The 23,777-nt window shown below is 67.7% G+C and carries 21 protein-coding genes; 5 read left to right on the forward strand and 16 right to left on the reverse strand.

The window, feature by feature from the left end; genetic code table 11:
- Positions 1-262 precede the first annotated feature (262 nt).
- From BLV60_RS19510 to BLV60_RS19520, 3 genes are read right to left on the reverse strand one after another with little or no spacing between them, the layout of a single operon-like run.
- The gene (locus tag BLV60_RS19510) at positions 263-1,318 is read right to left on the reverse strand and encodes an amino acid ABC transporter permease (RefSeq protein ID WP_093056927.1); all 1,056 of its coding nucleotides are present in this window, start codon (positions 1,316-1,318) and stop codon (positions 263-265) included.
- A complete protein-coding gene (locus BLV60_RS19515) occupies positions 1,315-2,304 on the reverse strand; it encodes an amino acid ABC transporter permease (protein ID WP_093056928.1) in 990 nt (329 codons plus the stop codon). The genes BLV60_RS19510 and BLV60_RS19515 overlap by 4 nt, the downstream gene beginning before the upstream one ends.
- Positions 2,301-3,335, reverse strand: a complete 1,035-nt coding sequence (locus tag BLV60_RS19520; RefSeq protein WP_093056929.1) for an amino acid ABC transporter substrate-binding protein — start codon at positions 3,333-3,335, stop codon at positions 2,301-2,303. The genes BLV60_RS19515 and BLV60_RS19520 overlap by 4 nt, the downstream gene beginning before the upstream one ends.
- A 167-nt stretch (positions 3,336-3,502) precedes the next feature.
- Between BLV60_RS19520 and BLV60_RS19525 the strand changes: the two genes are divergently transcribed.
- Positions 3,503-3,898 (forward strand): DoxX family protein, encoded by a 396-nt coding sequence (locus BLV60_RS19525; protein WP_093056930.1) that lies wholly within the window; start codon positions 3,503-3,505, stop codon positions 3,896-3,898.
- Positions 3,899-3,908: 10 nt separating this feature from the next.
- Here the strand turns inward: BLV60_RS19525 and def are convergent, their stop codons facing one another.
- From def to smc, 5 genes are all read right to left on the reverse strand, one after another.
- Positions 3,909-4,448: a peptide deformylase gene (gene def, locus BLV60_RS19530; RefSeq protein WP_093056931.1), complete on the reverse strand. Its 540-nt coding sequence runs from the start codon at positions 4,446-4,448 to the stop codon at positions 3,909-3,911.
- Positions 4,449-4,496: 48 nt separating this feature from the next.
- A complete protein-coding gene (locus BLV60_RS19535; RefSeq protein ID WP_093056932.1) occupies positions 4,497-4,913 on the reverse strand; it encodes a hypothetical protein in 417 nt (138 codons plus the stop codon).
- Positions 4,914-5,033: 120 nt separating this feature from the next.
- Positions 5,034-7,148, reverse strand: a complete 2,115-nt coding sequence (ligA, locus tag BLV60_RS19540) for an NAD-dependent DNA ligase LigA (protein WP_093056933.1) — start codon at positions 7,146-7,148, stop codon at positions 5,034-5,036.
- Between the two features lie 26 nt (positions 7,149-7,174).
- A complete protein-coding gene (locus tag BLV60_RS19545) occupies positions 7,175-8,281 on the reverse strand; it encodes a cell division protein ZipA C-terminal FtsZ-binding domain-containing protein (RefSeq protein WP_093056934.1) in 1,107 nt (368 codons plus the stop codon).
- A 14-nt stretch (positions 8,282-8,295) separates the two neighbouring features.
- Entirely contained in the window at positions 8,296-11,811 is a 3,516-nt protein-coding gene (gene smc / locus BLV60_RS19550; protein WP_093056935.1) for a chromosome segregation protein SMC, read from the reverse strand.
- Positions 11,812-11,925: 114 nt separating this feature from the next.
- On the opposite strand from smc, the gene BLV60_RS19555 reads away from it, so the two are divergent.
- The 4 genes from BLV60_RS19555 to BLV60_RS19570 all read left to right on the forward strand — a co-directional run bounded on the left by BLV60_RS19555 (position 11,926) and on the right by BLV60_RS19570 (position 15,117).
- Positions 11,926-12,684, forward strand: a complete 759-nt coding sequence (locus BLV60_RS19555) for a hypothetical protein (RefSeq protein ID WP_093056936.1) — start codon at positions 11,926-11,928, stop codon at positions 12,682-12,684.
- A 64-nt stretch (positions 12,685-12,748) separates the two neighbouring features.
- The gene (locus BLV60_RS19560) at positions 12,749-13,063 is read left to right on the forward strand and encodes a helix-turn-helix domain-containing protein (protein ID WP_093056937.1); all 315 of its coding nucleotides are present in this window, start codon (positions 12,749-12,751) and stop codon (positions 13,061-13,063) included.
- Positions 13,060-14,373, forward strand: a complete 1,314-nt coding sequence (locus BLV60_RS19565; protein WP_093056938.1) for a type II toxin-antitoxin system HipA family toxin — start codon at positions 13,060-13,062, stop codon at positions 14,371-14,373. Before BLV60_RS19560 ends, BLV60_RS19565 begins: the two co-directional genes overlap by 4 nt.
- Before the next feature lie 51 nt (positions 14,374-14,424).
- Positions 14,425-15,117, forward strand: a complete 693-nt coding sequence (locus BLV60_RS19570) for a P-loop NTPase family protein (protein WP_093056939.1) — start codon at positions 14,425-14,427, stop codon at positions 15,115-15,117.
- Positions 15,118-15,164: 47 nt separating this feature from the next.
- Here the strand turns inward: BLV60_RS19570 and fabG are convergent, their stop codons facing one another.
- The 8 genes from fabG to BLV60_RS19610 form a co-directional block, all read right to left on the reverse strand.
- Positions 15,165-15,896 carry a 3-oxoacyl-ACP reductase FabG gene (gene fabG / locus BLV60_RS19575; RefSeq protein ID WP_093056940.1) on the reverse strand — a complete coding sequence of 244 codons (732 nt, stop codon included), beginning with the start codon at positions 15,894-15,896 and terminating at the stop codon, positions 15,165-15,167.
- Positions 15,893-16,375, reverse strand: coding sequence for a hotdog family protein (locus BLV60_RS19580; RefSeq protein ID WP_093056941.1), 483 nt, complete (start codon positions 16,373-16,375; stop codon positions 15,893-15,895). The genes fabG and BLV60_RS19580 overlap by 4 nt, the downstream gene beginning before the upstream one ends.
- Positions 16,372-17,121 carry a class I SAM-dependent methyltransferase gene (locus BLV60_RS19585; RefSeq protein ID WP_371127383.1) on the reverse strand — a complete coding sequence of 250 codons (750 nt, stop codon included), beginning with the start codon at positions 17,119-17,121 and terminating at the stop codon, positions 16,372-16,374. Before BLV60_RS19585 ends, BLV60_RS19580 begins: the two co-directional genes overlap by 4 nt.
- Positions 17,122-17,191: 70 nt before the next feature.
- Positions 17,192-18,013 carry a polysaccharide deacetylase family protein gene (locus BLV60_RS19590; RefSeq protein ID WP_093056943.1) on the reverse strand — a complete coding sequence of 274 codons (822 nt, stop codon included), beginning with the start codon at positions 18,011-18,013 and terminating at the stop codon, positions 17,192-17,194.
- 19 nt (positions 18,014-18,032) lie between these two features.
- Positions 18,033-20,429 carry an MMPL family transporter gene (locus tag BLV60_RS19595; protein WP_093056944.1) on the reverse strand — a complete coding sequence of 799 codons (2,397 nt, stop codon included), beginning with the start codon at positions 20,427-20,429 and terminating at the stop codon, positions 18,033-18,035.
- Positions 20,426-21,055 (reverse strand): LolA-related protein, encoded by a 630-nt coding sequence (locus tag BLV60_RS19600; protein WP_176928838.1) that lies wholly within the window; start codon positions 21,053-21,055, stop codon positions 20,426-20,428. The genes BLV60_RS19595 and BLV60_RS19600 overlap by 4 nt, the downstream gene beginning before the upstream one ends.
- Positions 21,045-22,067: an acyl-CoA synthetase gene (locus BLV60_RS19605; RefSeq protein WP_093056946.1), complete on the reverse strand. Its 1,023-nt coding sequence runs from the start codon at positions 22,065-22,067 to the stop codon at positions 21,045-21,047. Before BLV60_RS19605 ends, BLV60_RS19600 begins: the two co-directional genes overlap by 11 nt.
- Positions 22,067-23,773: an AMP-binding protein gene (locus BLV60_RS19610; RefSeq protein ID WP_093056947.1), complete on the reverse strand. Its 1,707-nt coding sequence runs from the start codon at positions 23,771-23,773 to the stop codon at positions 22,067-22,069. The genes BLV60_RS19605 and BLV60_RS19610 overlap by 1 nt, the downstream gene beginning before the upstream one ends.
- Positions 23,774-23,777: the final 4 nt, after the last annotated feature.

The following is a 23,777-nucleotide window of genomic DNA, read 5'->3' on the forward strand; positions in this document are numbered from 1 at the left end:
CCAGACGAAAAAACAAAACCCAGCTGCCAGAGCTGGGTTCATTCGTTCGGGGAGAGAGCGATACACCAGGTGGCTGCCGGAACGGCCACCTGCGCGTATCAGGTGACCGCGGTGGTAATGGTGGTAATCATTCGAGCAACAACCATCGCCTGCGCGGAGGCAGGCGGCATCATGCGAGCCATCAGGGCTGCGTTGGATGCGGGGTGGGAGTTGTGGCTCGACATGAAGGCCCGGAGTGTACAGGAGCCCGGCGGCGTCCGGCTCAGGGCGCGGCCGAGAGCCGTTTTTCGAGCCACACGCTGTAGCGCGAGAGCCCGAAGCACAGCACCCAGTACACGGCCGCGATGAAGAGATAGCCCTCGAGGTAGAACGGCCGCCACGTCGGATCGCCGCCGAGCGCCAGCCCCAGCGCGCCGGTCAGCTCGAAAAGGCCGACCACGGTGACGAGCGAGGTGTCTTTCAGCGTGCCGACCACGCTGTTGGTGAGCGCGGGCACGACGAGGCGCAGCGCCTGAGGCAGCACGATGTCGCGCTGCACCGGCCAGCGGCCGAAGCCCAGCGCCATCGCCACTTCGGTCTGCCCGCGCGGCACGGCCTGCAGGCCGCCGCGGATGATTTCCGCCAGATAGGCAGCCACGAACAGCACGAGGCCCGCGAGCACCCGCACCAGCACGTCGGGCTGCCATCCGGCCGGCCACAGCAGCGGCAGCAGAAACGAGGCCATGAACAGCACCGAGATCAGCGGCACGCCGCGCACCAGCTCGATGTAGCTCGCGCTCAGCGTGCGCACCACGGGCCAGCCCGAGCGGCGCCCCAGCGCCAGCAGCAAGGCCAGCGGAAAGGCCAGCGCCAGCCCCACCACCGCCAGCCCGATCGTCAGCGGCAGGCCGCCCCAGCGGCTCGTCGGCACCTGGGACAGGCCGAGCACGCCGCCGCGCATCAACAGTACGAACAGCAGCAATGCGACGGCCCAGAGCGGCACCAGCCACCAGCGCCAGCTGCGCGGCCACGCACTGAGCATCGTGACAGCGGACAGCACGACCACCGCGATAGCAGGCCGCCACTGCTCCTCATACGGAAAGCGCCCGAACAACATCGGCCGCCATTTCTCGGCCACTACGCCCCAGCAGGCGCCATGTTGAACAGTACGGCAGGCCTCGGCGTCGGCCCGGAACACCGCATGCACGATGCCCCATTCAATGACGTGGAAGCCGCCCCACGCCAGCAGCGCCAGCAGCAGCACCGTGGCAAGCGAGCGCAGCGGCGAACCCCAGAGTTCGCTGCGCCATGCGATGGGGCCTTGTGCCACGTTCCTCATCGCCAGCCCCGCAGCGCGACGCGCGCGTTGTAGCGATTCATGCCGAAGGAGATCAGCAGCGACAGCAGCAGGTAGACCGCCATGATGATCGCGATGCACTCGAAGGCGCGGCCGTTCGAGCCGATGGTGGTGTTGGCCACCGACACCAGTTCCGGATAGCCCACGGCCACCGCCAGCGACGAATTCTTGGTGAGGCTCAACAGCTGGTTGGTGAGCGAAGGCACGATCACCCGCAGCGCCTGCGGCAGCACGACGATGCGCAGTTGCTGCACCGGCGACAGCCCCAGCGCCTGCCCCGCGAGCACCTGCCCCTGCGACACTGACAGGATGCCCGCCCGCACGATCTCAGCCACGAAGGCGGCCGAATAGAAGCTCAGGCCCGCGACGATGGTCACGTACTCGGGGCTCAGCGCCGCGCCGCCGCTCACGCCGAAGTCACCGCGCTCGGGAAACTCGAAATGCAGACCGCCCTCGCCCACCATGGGCCACGGCACGCTGAGCCCGCCCTTGCTGAGCCACACACCCGGCAGCAGCCGAACCGGCTCGGTCGGGTCGGGCAGCAGGTTGGCCATGGCAAAGGCCAGCATCAGCAGTTGCACCAGCAGCGGCACGTTGCGCAGCAGTTCGACGTACGCGGTGCAGATGCCGCGCAGCAGCACGTGCGGCGCGAGCCGTCCGATGCCGATCAGCGTGCCGAGCACGACCGAGAAGATCGCCGCCGGCACGGCCGCGCGCACCGTGTTGATCAGGCCCGCGAGAAAGGCGCGCCAGAACGGCTGGCTCGCATCGAAGTCGAGCCAGCCTTCGCTGATCGAAAAACCCGCGGGCTCGGTAAGAAAGTCAAAGCCCGAGCGAACCCCGCGCGCGCGAAGCACCTCGAGCGCATGGTGCACCACCCAGACCGCGCCGGCCACCACGGCCAGCACCAGCAGTGCCTGGACGGCCCACGCCAGCCAGACCCCGCGGCGCGAGGCCCCGCCGTTCATCGAACCGGGGGTGCGTAGATCAGACCGCCCTTGCTCCAGAGGTTGTTGGAGCCGCGCGGCAGCTTCAGCACCGACTTGGGACCGACGTTGCGCTCGAACATCTCGCCGTAGTTACCCACGGCCTTGATCGCGCGGAACGACCAGTCCTTGTCCAGGCCCAGCAGCTTGCCGAGGTCTTCACCGGTGCCGACCAGGCGCTGCTGCGCCGGATCCTTGCTGCTGGCCTTGAGCTCGTCGGCATTGGCCTGGGTGACGCCGAATTCCTCGGCCTCGATGAGCGCGTTGGGCACCCACTTGGCAATGGCGAACCACTCGTCGTCGCCGCGGCGCACCAGCGGCGCCAGGGGCTCCTTGGAGATCAGCTCGGGCAGGATGATGTAGTCGTCGGGGTTCGGCGCTTCCTTGTTGCGCAGGCCGGCCAGCGCCGAGGCGTCGGTCGTGAAGGCCTGGCAGCGACCCGAGAAAAAGGCCTTGAACGAAGCCTCGAAGCTCTCGAAGACGACCGTCTTCACCGGGATATTCTGGGCACGGAAGTAGTCGGAAACGTTCTTCTCGTTGGTGGTGCCCGACTGCGTGCAGATGGTCGCGTTCTTGAGCTGCTTGGCGCTCGTCACCTTGAGCTTCTTGGGCACCAGGAAGCCCTGGCCGTCGTAGTAGGTGATGGTGGTGAAGTTGAAGCCCAGCGAGGCGTCGCGCGTGAGCGTCCAGGTGGTGTTGCGCGCGAGGATGTCGATTTCGCCTGCCTGCAGGGCCGAGAAGCGCTGCTGCGAGTTGAGCGGCACGAAGTCGACCTTCTTGCCGTCGCCGAGCACGGCGGCTGCGATGGCGCGGCAGGTGTCGACGTCGAGGCCCGACCAGTTGCCCTGCGTGTCTGGCGCGGAAAAGCCCGCCACGCCGTTGGTCACGCCGCACTTGACGGTGCCGCGCTGCTTGACCGCGTCGAGCGTCTTGCCGGCGAAGGCCGGTGCGGCCGCGGCCAAGGCGATGACAGAGGCGGCTGCGAGCAGGGCCGGGCGGAATCGATTGTTCATTGGTGTGTTCTCCTCAACAGTAGGCAAAAGGCAGTGTACGGGCCGACACCAGACTCTGCCAAAGAACTCCGGGTTGGATGCATATGCGCCGCAAAAGCTGGCTCGAAGCGTCGCAGGTTCACTACCATACGGCCCTCCAATCAACCACTCCAATGGAATCCACACAAATGGTCAAATCCGACGACACCGGCAAGTTCATCCTGCGCGTTTCGCTTGGCGTCCTGATCCTGCTGCACGGCATCGCCAAGCTGCAAGGCGGCGTCGGCTTCATCTCCGGCATGCTGGCCCAGCACGGGCTGCCGGGCGCGCTGGCCTATCTGGTCTACATCGGCGAGGTGGTGGCGCCCGTGCTGCTGATCATCGGCCTCTACACGCGTCCCGCCGCGTGGATCGTGGCCATCAACATGCTGGTGGCATTCGCGCTGGTCCATATGAAGGACCTGACCTCACTCGGCAAGCAAGGCGGCTGGGCGCTGGAACTGCAAGGCATGTTCCTGTTCGCGGCGCTGGCTCTCGCCTTCATGGGCGGTGGCCGCTTCGCACTCAGCAGCAAATACAACTGATCAGGTTCGATCAGTCGTCGTCGGCTGCATCGAGGCCCGGAAACAGAACCTCGGTGTAGCCGAAGCGCGAGAAATCGCGCACCCGCATCGGGTAGAGCTTGCCCAGCAAGTGATCGACTTCATGCTGCACCACGCGCGCATGAAAGCCGGTGGCGACCCGGTCAATCGGGTCGCCGTACGGGTCGAACCCGGTATAGCGGATGTTGGCAAAGCGCGGCACCACGCCGCGCAGGCCCGGCACCGACAGGCACCCTTCCCAGCCCTCTTCTTCCTCGTCGTTCAGCGGCGTGATGACGGGATTGAGCAGCACGGTGCGTGGCACCGGCGGCGCATCGGGATAACGGGGGTTCACGACATCAGTGCCGAAGATCACGAGCTGCTGGTCCACGCCGATCTGCGGCGCGGCTAGGCCGGCGCCATTGACCGCATGCATGGTTTCGAACATGTCGCGCACCAGCAGGTGCAGTTCGTCGGTGTCGAAGGCGGCGACCGGCTGCGCGATACGCAGCAGCCGGGGGTCGCCCATCTTGAGGATTTCGCGGATGGCCATGGCGGGATTATCGCGACAGCCTCGCGCCTTCGTTCGTCCCTGGCGGGATCAGGGAGGGCTTTGCGTCTTGGAGTCCGGCGAGGTCCAGAAGCGCGCATTGCCGCGCGGCTGAGTCGGGATGGAGCCGGGACCGCCACCTGCAATCGGCGGACGCACCACGGCCGGAGGCCGGCCACCACCCCAGTTCGGCGGACGCGCCGCCGGATAGCCCGGACGCACGGCCGGATAAGCCGGGCGGCCGTAATAAGGACGACCACCGTCGTAATACGGACGGCGCTCGTAGTAGCCGCCACCGTTGATGTAGACCGGCGCAGGCGCCACGACCACGGGCGCAGGCTCGCTGTAGTAAGGCCCCGACGAATAGCCCCCGCCGTAGTAGGGATCGGCAGGCACGCCCACGCAGCCGCTCAGCAGCGCAACGCCGCCGAGTGCAACACAGGCACCGAGAACTCGAATTTTTTGCATGAGGGACTCTCCTTGTGGCCTTCAATTAGCTTTCAACGCCAGGTTGTAGACCCTGTTGACTGCGCTGCGATGAAGTCGCGTAACGGCCGGTAAAGAGGATCTGCCGTCACGTTTCCCCGCTCACTCGCCCGCGTCTTCTGCCGGGACACCGTTGGCGAGTATCTCCAGCATACGCGCCTCGTCGATGATCTCGACGCCGTTCTCACGTGCCTTGTCAAGCTTGCTCCCGGCCTCTTCCCCGGCCACGAGGTAATGGGTTTTCTTGCTGACGGAGCCGGAAACCTTAGCACCGGCCGCCTCCAATTTATCCTTCGCTTCGTCGCGGCTCAGCGTAGGAAGGGTACCGGTGATGACGAAGGTCAGGCCCGCCAAAGGCTTCGAAGCGCGGGCGGCGGGCTCGCCCTCTTCCCATGTCAGTCCGCAACCTTCAGGCCCAGCGCCTCGGAGTTCGTTGACAACATCTCGGTTGTGCGGCTGGTCGAAGAAGGTGCGCAGGCTTTGCGCCACCACCGGGCCAACGTCGTTCACTTCGAGCAATTGCTCTTCGGTCGCGTCCATGATCGCGTCGAGCTTGCCGAAGTGCTTGGCCAGGTCTTTCGCGGTGGTCTCGCCCACGTGGCGAATGCCAAGGCCGAACAGGAAGCGCGGCAGCGTGGTCTTCTTCGAGGCTTCGAGCGCATCGACGAGGTTCTTCGCCGACTTCTCGGCCATGCGCTCCAGCCCGGCCAGTGTGGTGAAGCCCAGCTTGTAGAGATCAGGCAAGGTGCGGATCAGGTTGGCATCGACCAGTTGCTCGACCAGCTTGTCGCCAAGGCCGTCGACGTCGACCGCACGCCGCGCTGCGAAGTGCAGGATGGCTTCCTTGCGCTGCGCCGCACAGAACAGGCCGCCAGTGCAGCGGTAGTCGACCTCGCCCTCCTCGCGCACGGCCTCCGAATCGCACACAGGACATTTGTGCGGCATGGTGAACTGCGCACCGCGCTCGCCCTCGGGCTTTGCGAGGCTTTCGGGCACCACGCCGACCACTTCGGGAATCACGTCGCCGGCGCGACGCACGATCACCGTGTCGCCCACACGCACATCCTTGCGGCGCGCTTCGTCTTCGTTGTGCAGCGTGGCGTTCGTCACGGTCACGCCGCCGACGAATACCGGCGCGAGCTTGGCCACCGGCGTGAGCTTGCCGGTGCGCCCGACCTGGATCTCGATGCCGACCACTTCGGTCAGCTGCTCCTGAGCCGGGTACTTGTGGGCCACGGCCCAGCGCGGCTCGCGTGAGACAAAGCCCAGTTGCCGCTGCAACTCGATGCTGTCGACCTTGTAGACCACGCCGTCGATGTCGTAAGGCAAGGCATCGCGCTGGCGGCCGATGTTTTCGTGGAACGCTATGAGTTCGATAGCACCCGTAGCTCGTGCCGTCTGCGTTGCCACGGGGAAGCCCCACGCGTGGAACTGCTGCAGCCAGTCGAACTGCGTCGGGCAGTCTGGCCCGCCTTCGGCCGCCGGCGTGACCTCGCCCAGCCCGTAGGCAAAGAAGCTCAGGGGCCGCGCCGCGGCAATCGCCGGATCGAGTTGGCGCACCGCGCCAGCCGCGGCATTGCGTGGATTGACGAACACCTTCTCGTTCTTTTGTCCGTCCGCAATCTTCTGGCGCTGGCGCTCGTTGAGCGCGTCGAAATCGGCGCGCTTCATGTAGACCTCGCCGCGCACTTCGACCACAGGCGGCGCCGTGCCGTTGAGCCGCAAAGGGATCTCGCGCACAGTGCGGATGTTCTGCGTGACGTCTTCCCCCACCTCGCCATCGCCGCGCGTGGCAGCCTGCACCAGCACGCCGTTCTCGTAGCGCAGGTTCATGGCGAGGCCATCGAACTTCAGCTCGCAGACATAGCTGACCTGCGGCCCGTCCTCGGGCAAGCCCAGTTCCTTGCGCACGCGCGCATCGAAGGCGCTCGCGCCGCCGGGCGTGATGTCGGTCTCGGTACGGATCGACAGCATCGGCACCTTGTGGCGCACCTTGACGAAACCGTCGAGCACCTTGCCGCCCACGCGCTGCGTCGGCGAATCGGGCGTCCGCAGATCGGGAAACTCTGCCTCGATGGCCTGCAGGCGCTGGAAGAGCTTGTCGTACTCTGCGTCCGGCAGTTCGGGCGTGTCGAGCACGTAGTAGAGATGGGCGTGCCGGTGGAGCTGTTCGCTCAGTGCGGCGGCTTCGCGTGCCGCTTCGTCGCGCGTCGTCATGGGGTGTCTCCCGAAGGTCGGAGTTGTTAGCTGAAGAGGCGTCGCGCCAGCGGAGAACCCGCAGCGAGGTCGCGCGCATCGAGCGTGTCGTAGAGCTGCTCGAGGTCGGCGCCGATCACGTCCATCGTCTCGTCGCGCAGCAGCTGGCCGTCGCTGTCGGTGACCACGCCGTCCATTTCGCGCGCCAGCGTTGCGGCGGCTTCGCGCATGCGGCGGAACGGCTCTTCGCCGCGGTCGACCTGCGGCACATCGAGGCTCAGGCTGAGTTCGCGAATGGCCGATTGGGCCGGGTCGTCGGCCAGCGCGGCCTGCGTGTCGAAGGCCAGCCCGAGGATCGGCGGCAAACCAACTTCGCTGGTCGGCAGCACCATGCGCCCCGGGATGATGCCGGCCACGAAGCCGAGCCGCGCCGCGTTCTGCTGCACATAGCCCGGGCTCCAGGCCGCATGCAATGCGCGCAGGACAAAGCCCAGCTGCGCGTCGTGCGCGCTGGCGAACTGGTCAAGCTCGCGGGCGCGTGCCACTTCGTCGAGCATCTCGGGGAACTCCGGCGCGCCGTTGACCGCGTCGGCAAATGCCTGCGCCTTGACCACGAATTCGGAGTACTCGATTTCGTTGAGCGCGCCCGTGCGGTTGGCCAGCTGCACGCCGACCTGGAAGGCGCTGTAGCGCTGACCGGGCACGGGCGGCTCCCATTGGCCGTTGTGTTCGTTCAGGCCCTCGATGGCCACCGGCTTGCTACCGGCGCGCCGCGTCGACGGCATGGCGGCAATGGCGGCGTCACCGGACGCGAGCCCGTCGAGCGAGATTGGCGCGATCACGTCGATCAGCGGATCGAGCCCGCCGCGGCGCTCGCCGGTCGGCACGGGCACGCCGCTGGGCGCCGGCAGGTCGGGGTCGAACAGGGGCTCGTGGCGGTCGGCGCCCTGCTGCACCTGGTACGGGTCGACGTGCAGCATCGGCTCCGCGCCGTCGGGCGAGCCCGACATTGCGCGCTCTGCATCGGCCAGCGCGAGGTCGACCGCATCGGGCTGGCGCGGCGCATTGCGGCGCGACATCAGCGTGTTGTAGGCAACGACGGCCGCGAGAACGAGACCGCCGAGGATGGCCAGGGCGAGAGTGAGATTGGTCATGGGTGCCGCTCGGCTTACGCGGCTTCGACCATCGAGACCGCCGACTCCATGTCGACCGCGACGATGCGCGACACGCCCTGCTCCTGCATCGTCACACCGATCAGTTGCTCGGCCATTTCCATGGCGATCTTGTTGTGGCTGATGAAGAGGAACTGGGTTTCACGGCTCATGGCGGTGACGAGTTTGGCATAGCGCTCGGTGTTCGCGTCGTCCAGCGGCGCGTCCACTTCGTCGAGCAGACAGAAAGGCGCCGGGTTCAGCTGGAAGATGGCGAACACGAGCGCAATGGCCGTGAGAGCCTTCTCGCCGCCCGAGAGCAGGTGGATGGTCTGGTTCTTCTTGCCCGGGGGCTGGGCCATCACCTGCACGCCGGAGTCGAGGATTTCGTCGCCGGTCATCATGAGCTTGGCATTGCCGCCGCCGAACAACTCCGGGAACATGCGGCTGAAGTGCTCGTTGACGATCTTGAAGGTGCCGCCGAGCAGGTCGCGCGTTTCGGCGTCGATCTTGCGGATGGCGTCTTCGAGCGTGCCGATGGCTTCGTTCAGGTCGGCCGACTGGGCGTCGAGGAAGGTCTTGCGTTCGCTGGCAATGGCCAGTTCGTCGAGCGCGGCCAGGTTCACCGCGCCGAGCGCGACCACTTCGCGGTTGAGGCGGTCGATTTCGCTCTGCAGGCCGGTGAGCTTGACCTTGTCGGTTTCGATCGACTGCTCGATGGCTTCGAGGTCGGCGCCGGCGTCGTCCAGCAGTTGCTGGTATTGCTCGACACCCAGGCGCGCGGCCTGCTCCTTCAGCTGGAACTCGGTAATGCGCTGGCGCAGCGGGTCGAGTTCGCGTTCGAGTTGCAGGCGGCGCTCGTCGCTGGCGCGCAGCTTGAGAGTGAGGTCGTCGTACTGGCTGCGCGCCGAACCGAGCGCAGCTTCGCGCTCGAGCTTGAGGGCCAGCGCATCCTGCAGGCCGGCTTGCGCGGCGGCGTCTGACAGGCGGCTCAACTCGGCGCGGGCGCGCTCGTCTTCGTCGGTCAGCGCCACGGTCTGCTGCGCGGCGGTTTCGATGGAGCGGTTGAGCTCCGCACGGCGGGCTTCGAGCGTGCGTTGCGAGAAGGTCGCTTCCTGTGCCTGGCGTTCAAGGCTGCGATGCTGCTCGCGGCTCGCGGCCAGCGCGCGGCCGGCCTCGATCACGCGTTCGTCGAGTTCGGCGTGGCGCTCCTGGCTGTCTGCCAGTTGCATGTCGAGCTCTTCGAAGCGGCCTTCGGCAGCGATGCGTTTTTCTTGCAGTTCTTCGAGCTGCGCATCGACTTCGCCGAGATCAGCCGCCAGCTGCTGGCTGCGGGCGCGGGTCTGCTCGGCGAGCTGCGTCATACGCAGGGTCTCGACCTGCAATTCATGCGCGCGTGACTGGGTTTCGGCGGCTTCGCGCCGCGCGGTCACGAGGCGCTGCGCAGCGTCGGCATAGGCCGCTTCGGCGCGGACCAGCGCGGTGCGCGCTTCTTCGTTGATGAGCGTCTGGGCGCGCAGCTGGCGCTCCAGGTTTTCCATTTCCTGCTGGCGGGCCAGCAAGCCAGCCTGCTCGGAATCAGGTGCGTAGAAATTGACGCTGTGCGAGGACACGGCATGGCCGCTCTGCACGTAGATGACCTCACCCGGCTGCAGCGCGGCGCGCTGGGCCAGCGCTTCCTCGAAGCTCGCGGCGGTGTAGCAGCCGTGCAGCCAGTCGTTCAGCAAGGCCTGTTGCCCCGCATCGTTCAGGCGCAGCAGGCTCGACAGGCGCGGCAGCGCGGCCGTGCCTTCGGGTGCTCCGGCGGCCGGCGGGCTGTAGAAGGCGAGCTTGGCGGGCGGCGCGTCGTTGCCGAAGGCGCGCACCATCTCCAGGCGGCTGACTTCGAGCGCGCCCAGGCGTTCGCGCAGTGCGGCTTCGAGCGCGCTTTCCCAGCCCTGTTCGATGTGGATGCGGCTCCACAGGCCCTGCAGGCCGTCGAGGCCATGCTTGGCGAGCCAGGGGGCCAGCTTGCCGTCGGTCTTGACCTTTTCCTGCAGCGCGCGCAGCGCTTCGAGGCGGGCCGAGTACTCGGCGTGGCGGGCGCCCTCGGTGTTGACGGCCTGCTGCTTGGCGCGGCGGTCGTCGTCGAGCTGCGGCACGGCTTCCTGCAGTTCGTGCAGGCGTGCTTCGGCTTCGCTGGCGGCTTCCTGCGCCATGGCGTGCTGCTCCTGCATGTCGAGCAGGCGGGCTTCGTCGGGCGCGGCCAGCGCATTCTGGTCGGCGCGCAGGCGTTCGCTGCGCTGCGTGAGCTGGCGGCTTTGTTCTTCGATGTTGCGCTGGTCGGCGGCCAGCACCTGGATCTGCTGCTGCACCTGCGACACGGTCGTGCGCTGGGTGTTGGCCTCGTCCTGGGCGCGTTGCACGGCCTCTTCGAGGTCGGGCATGCGCGCGTCGTGCTCTTCGAGCTGGGCGGCCAGCATGATGGCCTGCTCTTCAGCGTCCACGCCGGCGCCGGCCAGGGTTTCGATCTCGGTTTCGGCTTCTTCGCGGCGACGGCCCCACTGGCCCATTTGCTCGCGCAGTTGCACAAGACGCTGCTCGACGCGCTGGCGGCCTTCGACCACGAAGCGGATCTCGCCTTCGAGCCGGCCGACTTCGGCGCTGGCCTCGTAGAGCTTGCCCTGCGCCTGGTTGACCTGGTCGCCTGCCCCGTAGTGGGCCTGGCGCACGGTTTCGAGCTCGGCCTCGATGTGGCGCAGGTCTGCCGTACGCGATTCGAGGTCGTTGATGGCCTTTTCGGAATCGGCCTTGATCTTGGACTGGTCGGCGTTGCTTTCGCTGCGCTTCAGAAACCACAGCTGGTGCTGCTTCTTCGTGGCGTCGCCCTGCAGCGTGTTGTAGCGCGCGGCCACCTCGGCCTGCTTTTCGAGCTTTTCGAGGTTGGCGTTGAGTTCGCGAAGAATGTCTTCGACCCGCGTGAGGTTCTCGCGCGTGTCGCCCAGGCGGTTTTCGGTTTCGCGGCGGCGCTCTTTGTACTTGGAAACACCCGCGGCTTCTTCGAGGAACAGGCGCAGTTCCTCGGGCTTCGATTCGATGATCCGGCTGATCGTGCCCTGGCCGATGATGGCGTAGGCGCGGGGGCCGAGGCCCGTACCCAGGAACACGTCCTGCACGTCGCGGCGACGCACCGGCTGGTTGTTGATGTAGTAGCTGCTGGTGCCGTCGCGGGTGAGCACGCGGCGCACGGCGATTTCGCCGAACTGGTTCCACTGGCCGCCGGCACGGTGATCGGCGTTGTCGAACACCAGTTCCACGCTCGAGCGGCTGGCCTGCTTGCGCGTGGTCGTGCCGTTGAAGATCACGTCCTGCATCGATTCGCCGCGCAACTCCGACGCGCGCGACTCACCGAGCACCCAGCGCACCGCGTCCATGATGTTCGACTTGCCGCAACCGTTGGGCCCGACAACGCCGACCAGTTGGCCCGGCAGCAGGAAGTTGGTGGGTTCGGCGAACGACTTGAAGCCCGAAAGCTTGATGGAATTAAGACGCACGACTTGTCGGCCTGCCTTGGCTGTAGCGCCAAGGTATTGATTTGTAAGGAAAATTGCACGGGCCCGCAGCTTGATGCAGGCCGCCGCCCCAGCCGTGGATGATAACGTCAGGGCATGAGCGATTCCCCGGTTTCACCCCTTGCCGTAAGACGAACCTGGCTGCTGGCGGGCACGGCCGCCCTGCTCGGTCTTGCCGGCTGCTCGTCGGTACGCGACACCCAGCGCGCCGAACCCTACAACAACCAGGAGTGGCTGCAGTCCGGCGCCAACCGCATCGCCAACCTGTCATTGCGCGACAACCTGCAATCAGTGCGACGGGTTCAGAGCACCCTGTACAAGCGCAACCCCCGCGAATGGCGCAAGTCGGCAGCCAGCATGGACGAAGCCACCCAGCGTGCCTGGGACGCCGTGCTCAAGGGCCCGCCCCTGCCCGAGTTGAAGGGCGCCACCGGCATCGACGCGATCCGCATGGCCTTCGACACCGGGCCGCAGGGCTACCAGGGCGACCGCGTCGCGGCACTGGTGGTTGGCTGGGCCACCATGCTCAAGCAGGCCAACGGCGACACCTGGGACCAGACCATGATCGACGGCGTCAACGCTGAAAACAGCTTCCGGGCCGCACGCAACTTCGAGATCTCGCTCTGGCTCATTTCCTCCAAGACCGCCCCCGACGGCCAGCCGCTGCTGCTGGCCACCGAAATCAGCGACCGCGGCCGCAACCTCGTGGCCGACCGCGAACTGTCGAAGGTGGTGGCGCGGCTCGATCTGCTGGCCGCCCAGGCCGACGAGAAATACCGCCGGGCGGCACTCGACTTCGGCCAGAACTGGGTAATGGGCGTGGTCATGCCCTTCTTCACGCTGCTGCCCAAGTAAGGTCGCGGGGAATGCAGCATAGGAAAGATATTTCCCAAATCTGCATTTGCGGTAATATGTTTCCGTGAACAAGCAGGAACTCATCACCGTCCTGACTGCCCGCCGCGAGGCCGCCGGCATCTCGAATGCCGAGATCGCGCTGCGCTCTGGGCTCACCGAGCGCTCCGTGCGCAACGCCCTGAGCCTGCGTGGCAATCCGCAGCTGTCGTCCCTGTTGGCGCTGGTCGATGCGCTGGGGCTCGAGTTGCAGCTTGCGCCCAAGGGCTTCGGTGAAACGACGGCAACCGATGCCGGCTATCGCCCCGTGACCACGCGTGTCGGCCATGCCGTGGCGCAGGCGCCCGCCCCGCCCTACGTCAAGCGCCGCTCACCGCCATGAACGTCAAGATCCTCGAGATTTCGCTCGGCGCACGCCGCTTCGGCAAGCTGTTCCAGTACGCCGACCTGTGCCGCTTCGTGGCGGAACCCGAGCTAGTCGCCAGCCCACCGCCCGAAGTGCTGTCGCTCTCGATGGTGGCGAGCGATCCGCCCACTCAGTCGGCGCTGTGGAGCGATGTCAAGAACCCGTTGTTCAACGCCCAGAGCGGCCTGCTGCCCAGCTTTTTCCAGAACCTGCTGCCCGAAGGCGTGCTGCGCAGCCACATCGCGCAGCTTCGCGGCTGCCGCGAGAACGACTATTTCGAGCTGCTCGCGGCCTGTGGCGGCGACCTGCCCGGCGCCGTGAGCGCCAGGCCCGTGTCGGTGGACCGCGGCACGCTGCAGCGACTCATCACGCAGGACCAGGACGCGCTGGAGATGTCGGTGGTCGAGCTGCCGATGCCGCAGGGCATTTCGGTCTCCGGCGTGCAGCCCAAGCTGGGCCTGCGCCGCCAGGGCGGACGGTATGTTGCCCGCACGCGGGCCGGTGCGAGCACCCGGGTCATCGCCAAGCTGCCGGTGGCTGGCCGGCCGCACATGCCGCAGCTCGAAATGCTGTCGCTGCAGATGGCGAGCGCGGCGGGCGTCGAGGTTTGCCATGCCGAACTCGCACCGCTCTCGGCCATTGCCGCAGAGCACAGCTATGCGCTGCCCGACGAACCCGAGTTTCTGGCAGTGACGCGTTTCGACCGCGACGGCGCGCGCCGCATCCACTTCGAAGATTTCGCGCAGGTGCTGGCGATCGACCCGATGCGCAAGTACAGCGGCAGCTACCTCGACATGGCGCTCGCAATGCGCGCCTTTCCGTCGCTGGGGGACGAAGCGGTGCTCGAGCTCGTGCGGCGCCTTGCGGTGAACGACCTCCTCGGCAACCCCGATGCGCATCTGAAGAACTTCGGCGTGCTGTACCCCGATGGCATCGCGCCGCGCTTTGCCCCGGCCTACGACATCGTCGCGTACGCTGCGCTGCAAGGTGTCGACGGCCACGCCTTGCCATTGCTGCCCGCAGCCGCCGGCGCGGCCAGGCGCACGGCCCTGTTCACACCCGCCAGCGTGCGCGCCTTCTGCTTCTCGACCGGGCTGCACGAGCCGCTGGTGCGCCGTGTGATCGCCGACACCGCGCGGCTCGCGCGCGACAAGTGGCCCGCAATGATCGAAGCCTCGGCGCTGCCGGCCCCGTGGAAGAAACGGCTGCAGCAGCGATTGCAGGCACATCCCTTGCTGCAAGCCATTTCAAAAGGTGGCAAACAAAAAGAAAAAGCAGCCCCCTAGAATGAATCCGCCCTCCACCCCTCCTCAACCCATTCGAGGCAGCATCAACTCATGAGCTCCATCAATTTCATCGGCGGCGAAAAAGGCGGTGTCGGCAAGTCGGTCACCGCGCGCGTGCTGGCGCAGTACTTCATCGACCACAGCCGCCCCTTCACCGGCTTCGACACCGACCGCTCGCACAGCTCGTTCACCCGTTTCTACGAAGGCTTTGCCTCGCCCGTGGTGGTCGACAGCTTCGAAGGACTCGACACGGTCGTCAACGGCTTCGAGACCAACCCGCAGCAAAGCGTGATCGTCGACCTCGCGGCCCAGACGCTGGCGCCACTGTCGCGCTGGATCAAGGAGTCGGACCTGTTCGACGTGTTCGCCGAGATTGGCGTCACGGTCAATTTCTGGCACGTGCTGGACGACGGCAAGGACTCGACCGACCTGCTCGGCTCGCTGATCGACACCTTCGGCAACCGACCCAACTACATCGTGGTGCAGAACTACGGGCGTGGCAGCGACTTCGGGATGCTGCTGGGTTCGCAATCGCTTTCGAAGGCCACGGCCAATGGCGCTCGCGTGATTGCGCTGCCGCGTTTGCATGACGCGAGCATGCGCAAGATCGATGCGCAGAACACCAGTTTCTGGAAGGCCGTGAACGACCGCGAAGGGCCACATGCGCTGGGGCTGCTGGAGCGCCAGCGCGTGAAGTCTTGGCTGGCTACGGTTTACGCCGCGTTCGACACGCTGCCGTTGTAGGTTTTATTGGGGCCGCCCAAGGGCACAGCACCCACCGACCAGCGCCCCTAGATCATCCCGCCATTGATCGAGATCACCTGCCCCGTGATATAGGCCGCCTCGTCGCTGGCCAGGAACGCAGCCAGCGACGCCACTTCCTGCGGCGTTCCCGCCCGCTTCACCGGCACCATCTGGTTGATCACCGCCTGGTCGAACACTGCATCCGCCATCGGCGAGGCGATGATCCCGGGCGCGATCGCATTCACCGTCACGCCGCGCGACGCCACTTCGAGCGACAGCGCCTTGGTCGCACTGTTCAGCGCCCCCTTGGCAGCGGCGTAGTTGACCTGCCCCCGGTTGCCCGCAATCGCGGCCACCGACGAGATGTTCAAAATGCGGCCCCACCGCGTGCGCATCATCGGCAGCAGCAAGGGCTGCGTGACGCGGAAGAAGCCGTTGAGCGACACGTCGATCACCTTGTGCCACTGCTCGGCGCGCATGCCCGGCAGCACGGCGTCGTCGTGCACGCCCGCGTTGTTGACGAGGATCTGCACCGCCCCGCCCTCCAGGATGCGCGCGCAAGCTGCTGCCGAGGCCTCGTCGCTGCGCAGGTCGAACACATGGCATTCCGCCTTGCCGCCTGCAGCCGTGATCGATGCCGCCAGTTGCTCGACCGCCTCGGGTCGCGAATTGGCATGCAGCAGTACCGTGGCGCCGTCCCGAGCCAGGCGTTCGGCCATGGCGGCGCCGAGTGCGCCGCTTGCGCCTGTGATGAGTGCGCGTTTTCCTTCGAGGCTCATGGCGATGTCGTGCTTTCTTGTTGTTCTGTTGCGAGCGGCGTGTTCAGGACCACGACGGCACGGCCTTCGGCCAGCATGCGGCCGTCGTCGGCCTTGACGGTGAATTCATAGAGGATCTGGCGATCGTCACCCGACAGGCGCCGGGCGCCCACCTGCAAGGCGCCGGGCACGTCGTCGAGACGTGCCACCGCCAGCTTCACATTGCGTGCGCTTGCCAGGAAACCGGCCGATGGCGCGCTGCCCTCGGCGGCCAGCAAGCCACCATGCAGCGCCATGGCCTGCGCCGCGTATTCGATTGCGTTCGGTGCGAGCAGGCCGCCTTCGGTGCGCAGAGGGTTGCCCGCTTGCGTATGGGTCGTGGTGCTGCAGTGGATCGCGTCGGCGTCCCAGCTTTCGAGCCGCTCGAGCAGGCACATGCTGCCGCTGTGCGGAATGCGCTGCGCGATGCCTGCGCGGTCGAGCGTCTGCGGTGCAGTCAAGCTGCGGCCTCCAGGTCGGCGACCAGCAGTACGTTGGCAAACGGGGTACCTTCGCTCATCGGGATGCTCTGCACCCGGAAGCCCAGGCGCTGCAGCAGCGCGGTCCAGTCGGACAGCGGACGGCCCCAGGTCGGCGAGACCTTGTGGCCGCGAATGCGTGTCACGGTGCGGTCGACCCACTGGCTGATTGCGAAGCCGCGGCGACTCGACGCATCGCCCACGCGCAGCAGCAGCCGTGCGTGCGGATTGCCGCCACGGCGCAGCGCGTCGCGCACGCGCTGCAACACGCCCTCTTGCGCTTCGAGGTTCACGTAGTGCAGCACGTCGAGGATCACGACGAGGTCGCAGTCCGGCAAGGCGGCCGAGCACATGTCGGCGCAGACGAGCCTTGGCGTAGGCTGCAGATGACCGATGGAGGCCTCGGCGCGCGCCACGTCCTTCGGCATCAGCTCGATGCCGGTGTAGTAGGCGCTGTGCGGCGTGGCGAGCCACGCTGACGGCCAGCGGCCCTGCTTCTGCATTGCGCTCATCGATGCCAGCAGGCTCGCGAACAGGCCCTGCCCACAGCCGATGTCGACCACGCGCTGGTGCGGCGCGCCAAACAGCCCGCGTTCGAGCAGCCCGCGAAACACCGGGTCGCGCCCCAGCTTGCCGCGTGCGAAGTGCCAGGCGAAGCTGCCGCCTTTTTTGTAGGGAATGGTCGCGGCTTCATGCAGCTCGCGCCACGCCCTATCGGTCGACAACATCACCGCGCTCATTCGGAAACCTCCGCGCTTCGCGCTACGGTGCGAGCGCCTTCGGGCGGCCGGGCGGCGCTCATGACTTCAATCCTTCAGGCAGGGTCACAGAGCGCAATCCATCGGCGCGCAGGCGTTCGAGCAACAAGGGCAGTACCTCCAGCAAAACAGGTTGTCCAGCAACGGTGCGCGCGGCATTGCCGTCGTGCAGCAACAGGATGTCGCGCGCCTGCAGGTTGTGGCTCAGGCGTGCCATCACCTTGGCGGCGTCGCCTTCGCGCGTGTCGAAGCCGCGCCGCGTCCAGCTCACGAGCGAGAGGCCGAGGCGGTGCAGCACGGGTTCGAGAAACGGGTTGCGCAGGCCGGCGGGCGCGCGGAAACAGGTCGGGCGCTGGCCGGTGACGTCGCTCAGGATGTCCTGCGCCCGCGCGATCTCGGCGGCGAAACCGCGCGGCCCGAGAAAGGAAAAATTGTGCCGGTGCCGCGCCGTGTGGTTCTGGATGCTGTGGCCGCGCGCCACGATCTCGCGCGCCAGTTCGGGGTGCGCCAGCACGCGCTCGGCAATGCAGAAGAAGGTGGCGCGCTGGCCGTGCGCGTCGAGCAGGTCGAGCACACGCGGCGTTACCTCGGGCTCCGGCCCGTCGTCGATGGTGATCGCCACTTCGCGCCGCGCCGCGGCCGCTTCGGGCAGCCGCGTGACATTAGGGCCCAGCAGGCTGCTGCGCGGCGTCAGGCCGGCACCGGTGATCAACGCATGGTTCAGCACGATCGCGCCGATGGCCCACGGCAACGCGCCCGGCACCAGCACGCCCGCACCGATGGCCGCGACATGCCAGGCCGCGCTGGCGCGGATGGCAGGCGGCCAGGGCCAGGATTCGGTAGGTGCGGGAGCGATGGACATGAGGCCGGATTTTCCCCCGTCAGCCACGCGAAGCCTGCGAAGGCCCCACGCTGCGTGCGAATGCTGCCGAAAGCAACAGCGCCAGCAGCGCCCCGGGCGCAACCACGCGGCCGATGGACGACAGCGCCGGAATGTCCGAAATCGCGATCAGCCCGAACGACACCACGGTCGTCAGGTTGGCCAGCATCAGCGACGCCAGCGTGTCCTCGTCGGCCCGCCCGGTGGTGCGCAGTTGGTCGAAGAACAGCGCGTAGTTGGATCCCACCGCCACGATCAGCAGCAGCCCCACCAGATGCAGGATGCCCAGCGCCGCCTGCAGCACGGCCATGCCCCCAAGCGTGAGCACCACCGCGAACACCAGCGGCTGGCACACGGCCAGCAGCCGGCGCCACGAACGCAGGTAGATGCCGAGCAACAGCACCACCGCCAGCGCGCCCAGCAGCACCTGCACGAAGGCCTCGTGCAGGTAGCGCTGGTACAGGCTCGCAAGTTCGCGGCCGACGTCGACCACCTGCACTTCAGGCAGGCCGGCCAGCGCCGCTTCGAGACGGCCCTGGTCGAACTTGGCGCCCGGATGCAGCACGACCAGCGTGCCCCAGCCGCCGCCCGGGCGCTGGTACATCAGCGTGTTCAGGACCGAGCCGAGCGGCCCGGCGGCCAGTTCGGCGCGCTGCACCAGTGGCAGCCTGCGCGCAGCCTCGATGTCGGTCAGGAACGGTCCGAGCCGCGAAGCCGGCAGCGGCATGCCCTTGGTTGCCTCTGCCAGGTTGGCGCGCAGCGTCTCGGCGTCCGGCAGGGCTGCGATGCGCGCGGTCTGCACCTCCACGCTGGGCAGCACGCGGGTGACCGTTTCGTAGCCGACGAGCTCGCCCTGATCCACCAGCGCATCGAGCCGCTGCGCCGCCGCCTCGGTGTTGCGCAGCGCGGCCTGCTCGTCGTCGCCATAGGCGACCACCAGCACGCCACCGTCGCTCGCGCCGATGTCGTTGCGCAGCATTTCGTCCAGCTGCTGGGCTGCCTTGGGCACCGGGCTCATCGCGCCAAGATCGGCGCGCCACAGATGGCCGCCCTGCCACAGCACCAATGCCAGTGCCGCCACCCCCAGCGCGGCCAGAGGCCAGCGCAGGCGCGGCAGGCCGCGCACCAGCGCGCCGGCCATCTGCGCCATGTATTTGCGCATGCCCATGCCGGTGGCACCGTCGGGCGCGAGCATCGGCAGCACGTAACGCGTAGCCAGCGCCGCCGCGACAAGGCCGGCGATGGAGAACACACCCAGCTGCGCCAGCCCCGGAAAGCCCGAAAACACCAGCGCCGCAAAGCCGCACACCGAGGTCAGCAGCCCGAGCCGAACGGTCGGCCAGTTCAGGTCGCGCCAACGCTGCCAGCCGGTGCCGGCCACGGCGGCGCCACGCGCCTGGATGAGGTAGTAGATGGCGTAGTCGACCGTCTCTCCGATCAGCGTGCTGCCGAAGCCCAGTGTGAGGCCATGCACCGAGCCGAACACGAGGCTCACGCTCGCGGTGCCGATCACCACGCCCGTGGCCACGGGCAGGAAGGCGATGACCAGCGCGCGCGGCGATGCAAACGCCAGCAACAGCAGCCCGCCCATCACGATGCCGCCCACCACCGCGAGGTGGATCGCTTCGGTCTTGATCTTGTCGCGGCTCATCACCGAGAACACGGGCGGACCGCTCAGCAGCAGCTTGGGCGCGGTTGCGCCCATGTCGCGCGTCGAGGCCGCGTAGGCGGCGTGCACGCGCGCAATGGCGATGGCCTGCGCGTCGAGGTCGCTGCCGGCAGCGCGCGTGGTGGCGACCATCAGCGCGCGCGGCGCGGTGCGCGACATCCATACGCCGTCCTCGCTGCGCGGCGCGCTGGCGGGCGTCAGCTCCATGACAATGCGCTGTGTCTCGCCGGTCGGGTCGCGATCAAGGAGGGGCTTGATCACGTTGCCGGCAGGCGTGCCCAGCATCGACAGCGTTTCGTTGATCGCGTCGCGCAAGCCCTCGGCAGTGAACTGCCCGGGCGTGACGCCGGGCGACAGCTGGTAGCGGTGTTGGAGTACCCAGTTTCCCGCCTCGCTCCAGTCGCCGACGTCGCCGTTCTGGATCAGGTCGAAGAGCTTGCTCTCGCGCATGTCCTTTGCGACCGCGCGCGACGCTGCGGCGCGCTGCTCGGCACTGCCGCCTTCGATGCCCAGCATCAGCGTGCGCGAGGCGACGCCGCTTTGCAACTGCTCGATCAGCACGCGCTGGCGCACATCCGGGCTCTTGGGCAGAAAAGCCGAGAGGTCGGCGCCGATCTGCGTGCGCGCGATGACCACGGCTCCGCACACCAGCACCAGCAGCCACGCCAGCAGCACGACCGCCCTGCGCCGCCAGCCCGGCGGGCCGCCCGCCTGCTGCTGTGGCGTCACGGCGTGGTGCGTCCGGTGGCGCCGGACGGAGCCGCGTTGGCTGGCGCGGGTGCTGTCGCGCCCGGCGTGATGTTCATGGCCGAGCGGTCACCGCCGACGAACTCCATCTCGAGCCCCAGCACGTCGCTCGCGCGGCCGCTGATGCGGATGCTGCGCACCTGCGCGGCCAGCCGGCTGTCCATCGGCACGAGGTCGAGCGTCCACTTGGCGGCGGAGCCCGACACGGTGCTGCGGAAATAGCGCTGCAGCGTGGCGCCGTCGCCGGTCAGCGTGCCTCGCATGGCTTCGACCAGGCCGAGCAGCTCGGGCATGCTGTCGAGCGCCAGCGTGCGGTTGCGGCCGCCGCGCGACAACGTCAGCGTGTTGCCCTCGACCGCCATGGTCTCGACGCGCGGCGACAGCGTGCGGCGCACCAGCTTGTCGGGCGCATCGAAGCTCAGCGTACCGCTGGCGTCGAGCGGGCCTTCCAGGCCGTGCACGAAGCGCTGTTCGGTGAAACGGGCCTCCCCGCTCTTCTGCTTGGCCAGCAGCGTCATCAGTTCGGGCAGGTCGAACGCCGCCCAGGCCGGCACGGCGCAAAAGGCCAGTGCGAGCACGCATGCCCTGCAAAGCCAGTCAAGCCGCATCTTCGAGCCAGAAATCATGGAAATTGAACCAGTTGTAGGGATACGCGCGGCACAGCGCTTCGAGGCGTGCCACATAGGCTTCGACGGCAGCACGAATGCGCGCTTCGCGCTCCGCGGGGCTGCAAGCCGGCTCGCCGAAGTCGGCCAGCGGGTCGAATCGCACGTCATAGCGGGCACCGCCGCTGTAGAGCCCGGCCATGAAGAACACCTTGCGACGCAGCAAGGCCGCCAGGCGGAAAGGACCATCGTTGAAAACTGCGGGCTGCCCGAGGAACGGCAGCACGATGTTGTTGCCGCGCTGGTGCGCGGGCTGGTCTTCGCTGCCCGGCAGCGTGCGGTCGGCCAGCATGCCGCCCAGGCCGCCGCCGTCGAGCCAGTCGCGCAGGGCCAGCATCGAATGCGGCCGGCCCAGCGCGATGACGTGCGGCCGCAGCTCGGGCACGGCAATGGTGTTGAGGACGGCCGTGATGCGCTGCGCGTTGTCCGGATACATCAGCATCGCCAGGCGCAGGTTGCACTGGTGCGTCTGCTGCTTGCAGGCGCCGAGCACCTCGAAGCTGCCGATGTGGGCGCCGAGCAGAAAGGCGCCCCGCCCTCGTGCGATCTCGGCATCGATCGGTGCATTGCCCTCGATGCTGACCTTGAACAGGTCCAGGCGCCCACGCAGGAAATACACGCGATCGAGCACCGTCGAGGCAAAGGCGTGCAGCAGGCTGAAGCCGTCGACCCAACCCGCCTGCGGACCGATGGCCCGGAACAGGTAGCGCTTGATGTGCCGGCGCTGCGCCGGCGCGAACAGCAGGAAGTACAGGGCAATCGGCGGCAGCAGGAGGCGCGTGACGTGGCGTCCGCACACCAGCGCCATGAAAACGATGAACCGCAGCGCCAGCATGTTGCTGCGCTCGGGCGCACGGGCCCAGTCGCCGCTTTCGCCGCGCTCGCCTTTCGGTGCCGCCTGCCCTGCCCTGGTTGCCTCTTTCACGGCGCGCGCCTCGACATCGGTGTGCTTCATCACGCGGACTCTTGCACGGCTGTCCAGCGGCCCGTGACAGCCACCACGCCGTCGCAACGCACGTCGAAACGCACGCCGCGACCGGGCCCGGCCTCCGGATGCAGCTCGATGGACAGCGCGGCGCCGGGCCGCACGGGCGCCAGGAACTTGGCCGCGGCGAGCGTGGGATGGGCGCCCAGCCGAGCCACCAGGGCCGGCACGCGGCGAATGGCCTCCATGACCTCGGCCAGCACCAGCGCGCCCGGCAGCAGCGGCTGCCCCGGGAAATGACCGGCAAACACGGGGTGGTCAGCTGGCACCACGTGGGCCATCTGCACCGGTGTGTCGTCTTCCGCTAGCTGCGCCAGCGCGAATTCGCGCAGCGCCCGCACGGTGAGCTTGCCCGTGCCTTCGCGCGGGAAGGCCTTGACCTGCACCACGCGGCGCGGCACGAACACGGGTTCGAGCCGCTGCCGCAGGGCCGCGATGACGTCGCCCGCCGACAGCGTGGGAGCGACCACGAAGGCCACCGGCCGCACGACACCGTCGGCCACCTCGTCGGGCAGCCAGAAGGCGCCGTCGTCCACGCCGGGAATGCTGTTCAGGTGAAAGTTCAGGTGCGCCAGAGAACTGCGCCGGCCTGCCACGTGGATCAGGTCGTTGGCCCGGCCGAACAGGCGAAAGCGGCGCTCGTCCAGCAGTTCGAGCACGTCGGCCATGGGCGTGGGCTCGGGAATGAAGTCGCCGCTGAAGATGAAGCGCTCGGGGCTACCGTCCGCCGAAGGCTCGGCGTGCACGCGGATCTCGCCGAAGGTCTCCCAGATCTCGTTGTCGGTGGTGCGGCGCGTGGCGACCTGCCCCGACTCGGTACTGCCGTAGATTTCGAGCAGCACGCCGCCCATGGCCTGCTCGGCTTGCTGCGCGAGCTGCGGCGAAAGCGGCGCGGTGGCCGACAGGATCAGGTCGACCGGCGGCAACTCGATGCCCGAGAGCAGCAATGTCTTGAGATGGAACGGCGTGGTCACCAGCGCGCGGGGGCGCGGCACCGAGGCCAGCGTCTTCGCTACATCGGCCGGGAAAAACGGCCGGCCGCTTTCGAAGGCCGCGCCGCCCAGCATTGCCAGCAGCACCGACGACTCGAGCCCGTAGCTGTGCTGCACCGGCACGGTCGCGACCAGCGTCAGGCCTTCCAGCGTGGGGCGCTCGAGCACACGGCACAGCCGTTTCACGGCCACCGCGACGTCGCCCACCAGCGTGCCCCAGGTCTTGGCGTGCGGCTGCGGCACGCCGGTCGAGCCGGAGGTCAGCAGGCTGGCGGCGTGCATGGCTGCATCGATCTGCGGCACGGGGGCCTCAGAGCTCGCGCGGCTTTGGCTGTTCTCGATCAGCACGCGCTGCATGCCTGGCGTTTGCTGCTTCAGATCGTCGGTGAGCGCAAAAAGACGTGAGCCACCGGACTCGAGCAGGCGCGCGAGCGTGTCGGGCCGCGCGTCGGGCGGCAGCAGGCTGGCATGGCCGCGCACCAGCGCCGCGCCCAGGCTCACGGCAAAGGCATAGCGGTCGACGCAGAGATTGACGGCGGAGCCCTCGCCCGGAAGCTCGGGCGCGAAGCGGGCCACGTCGGCCAGGAACTGCCGCGTGCTCACGGGCACGCCGGCGCGCCAGGCCAGGATGGAATCTGGGTCTCGGTCGGTGAGCAGTGGCAGGAAACGGGTATCTGTCGTCACGCGG

This window comes from Variovorax sp. YR634, from assembly GCF_900106655.1.
Lineage (GTDB): Bacteria > Pseudomonadota > Gammaproteobacteria > Burkholderiales > Burkholderiaceae_C > Variovorax.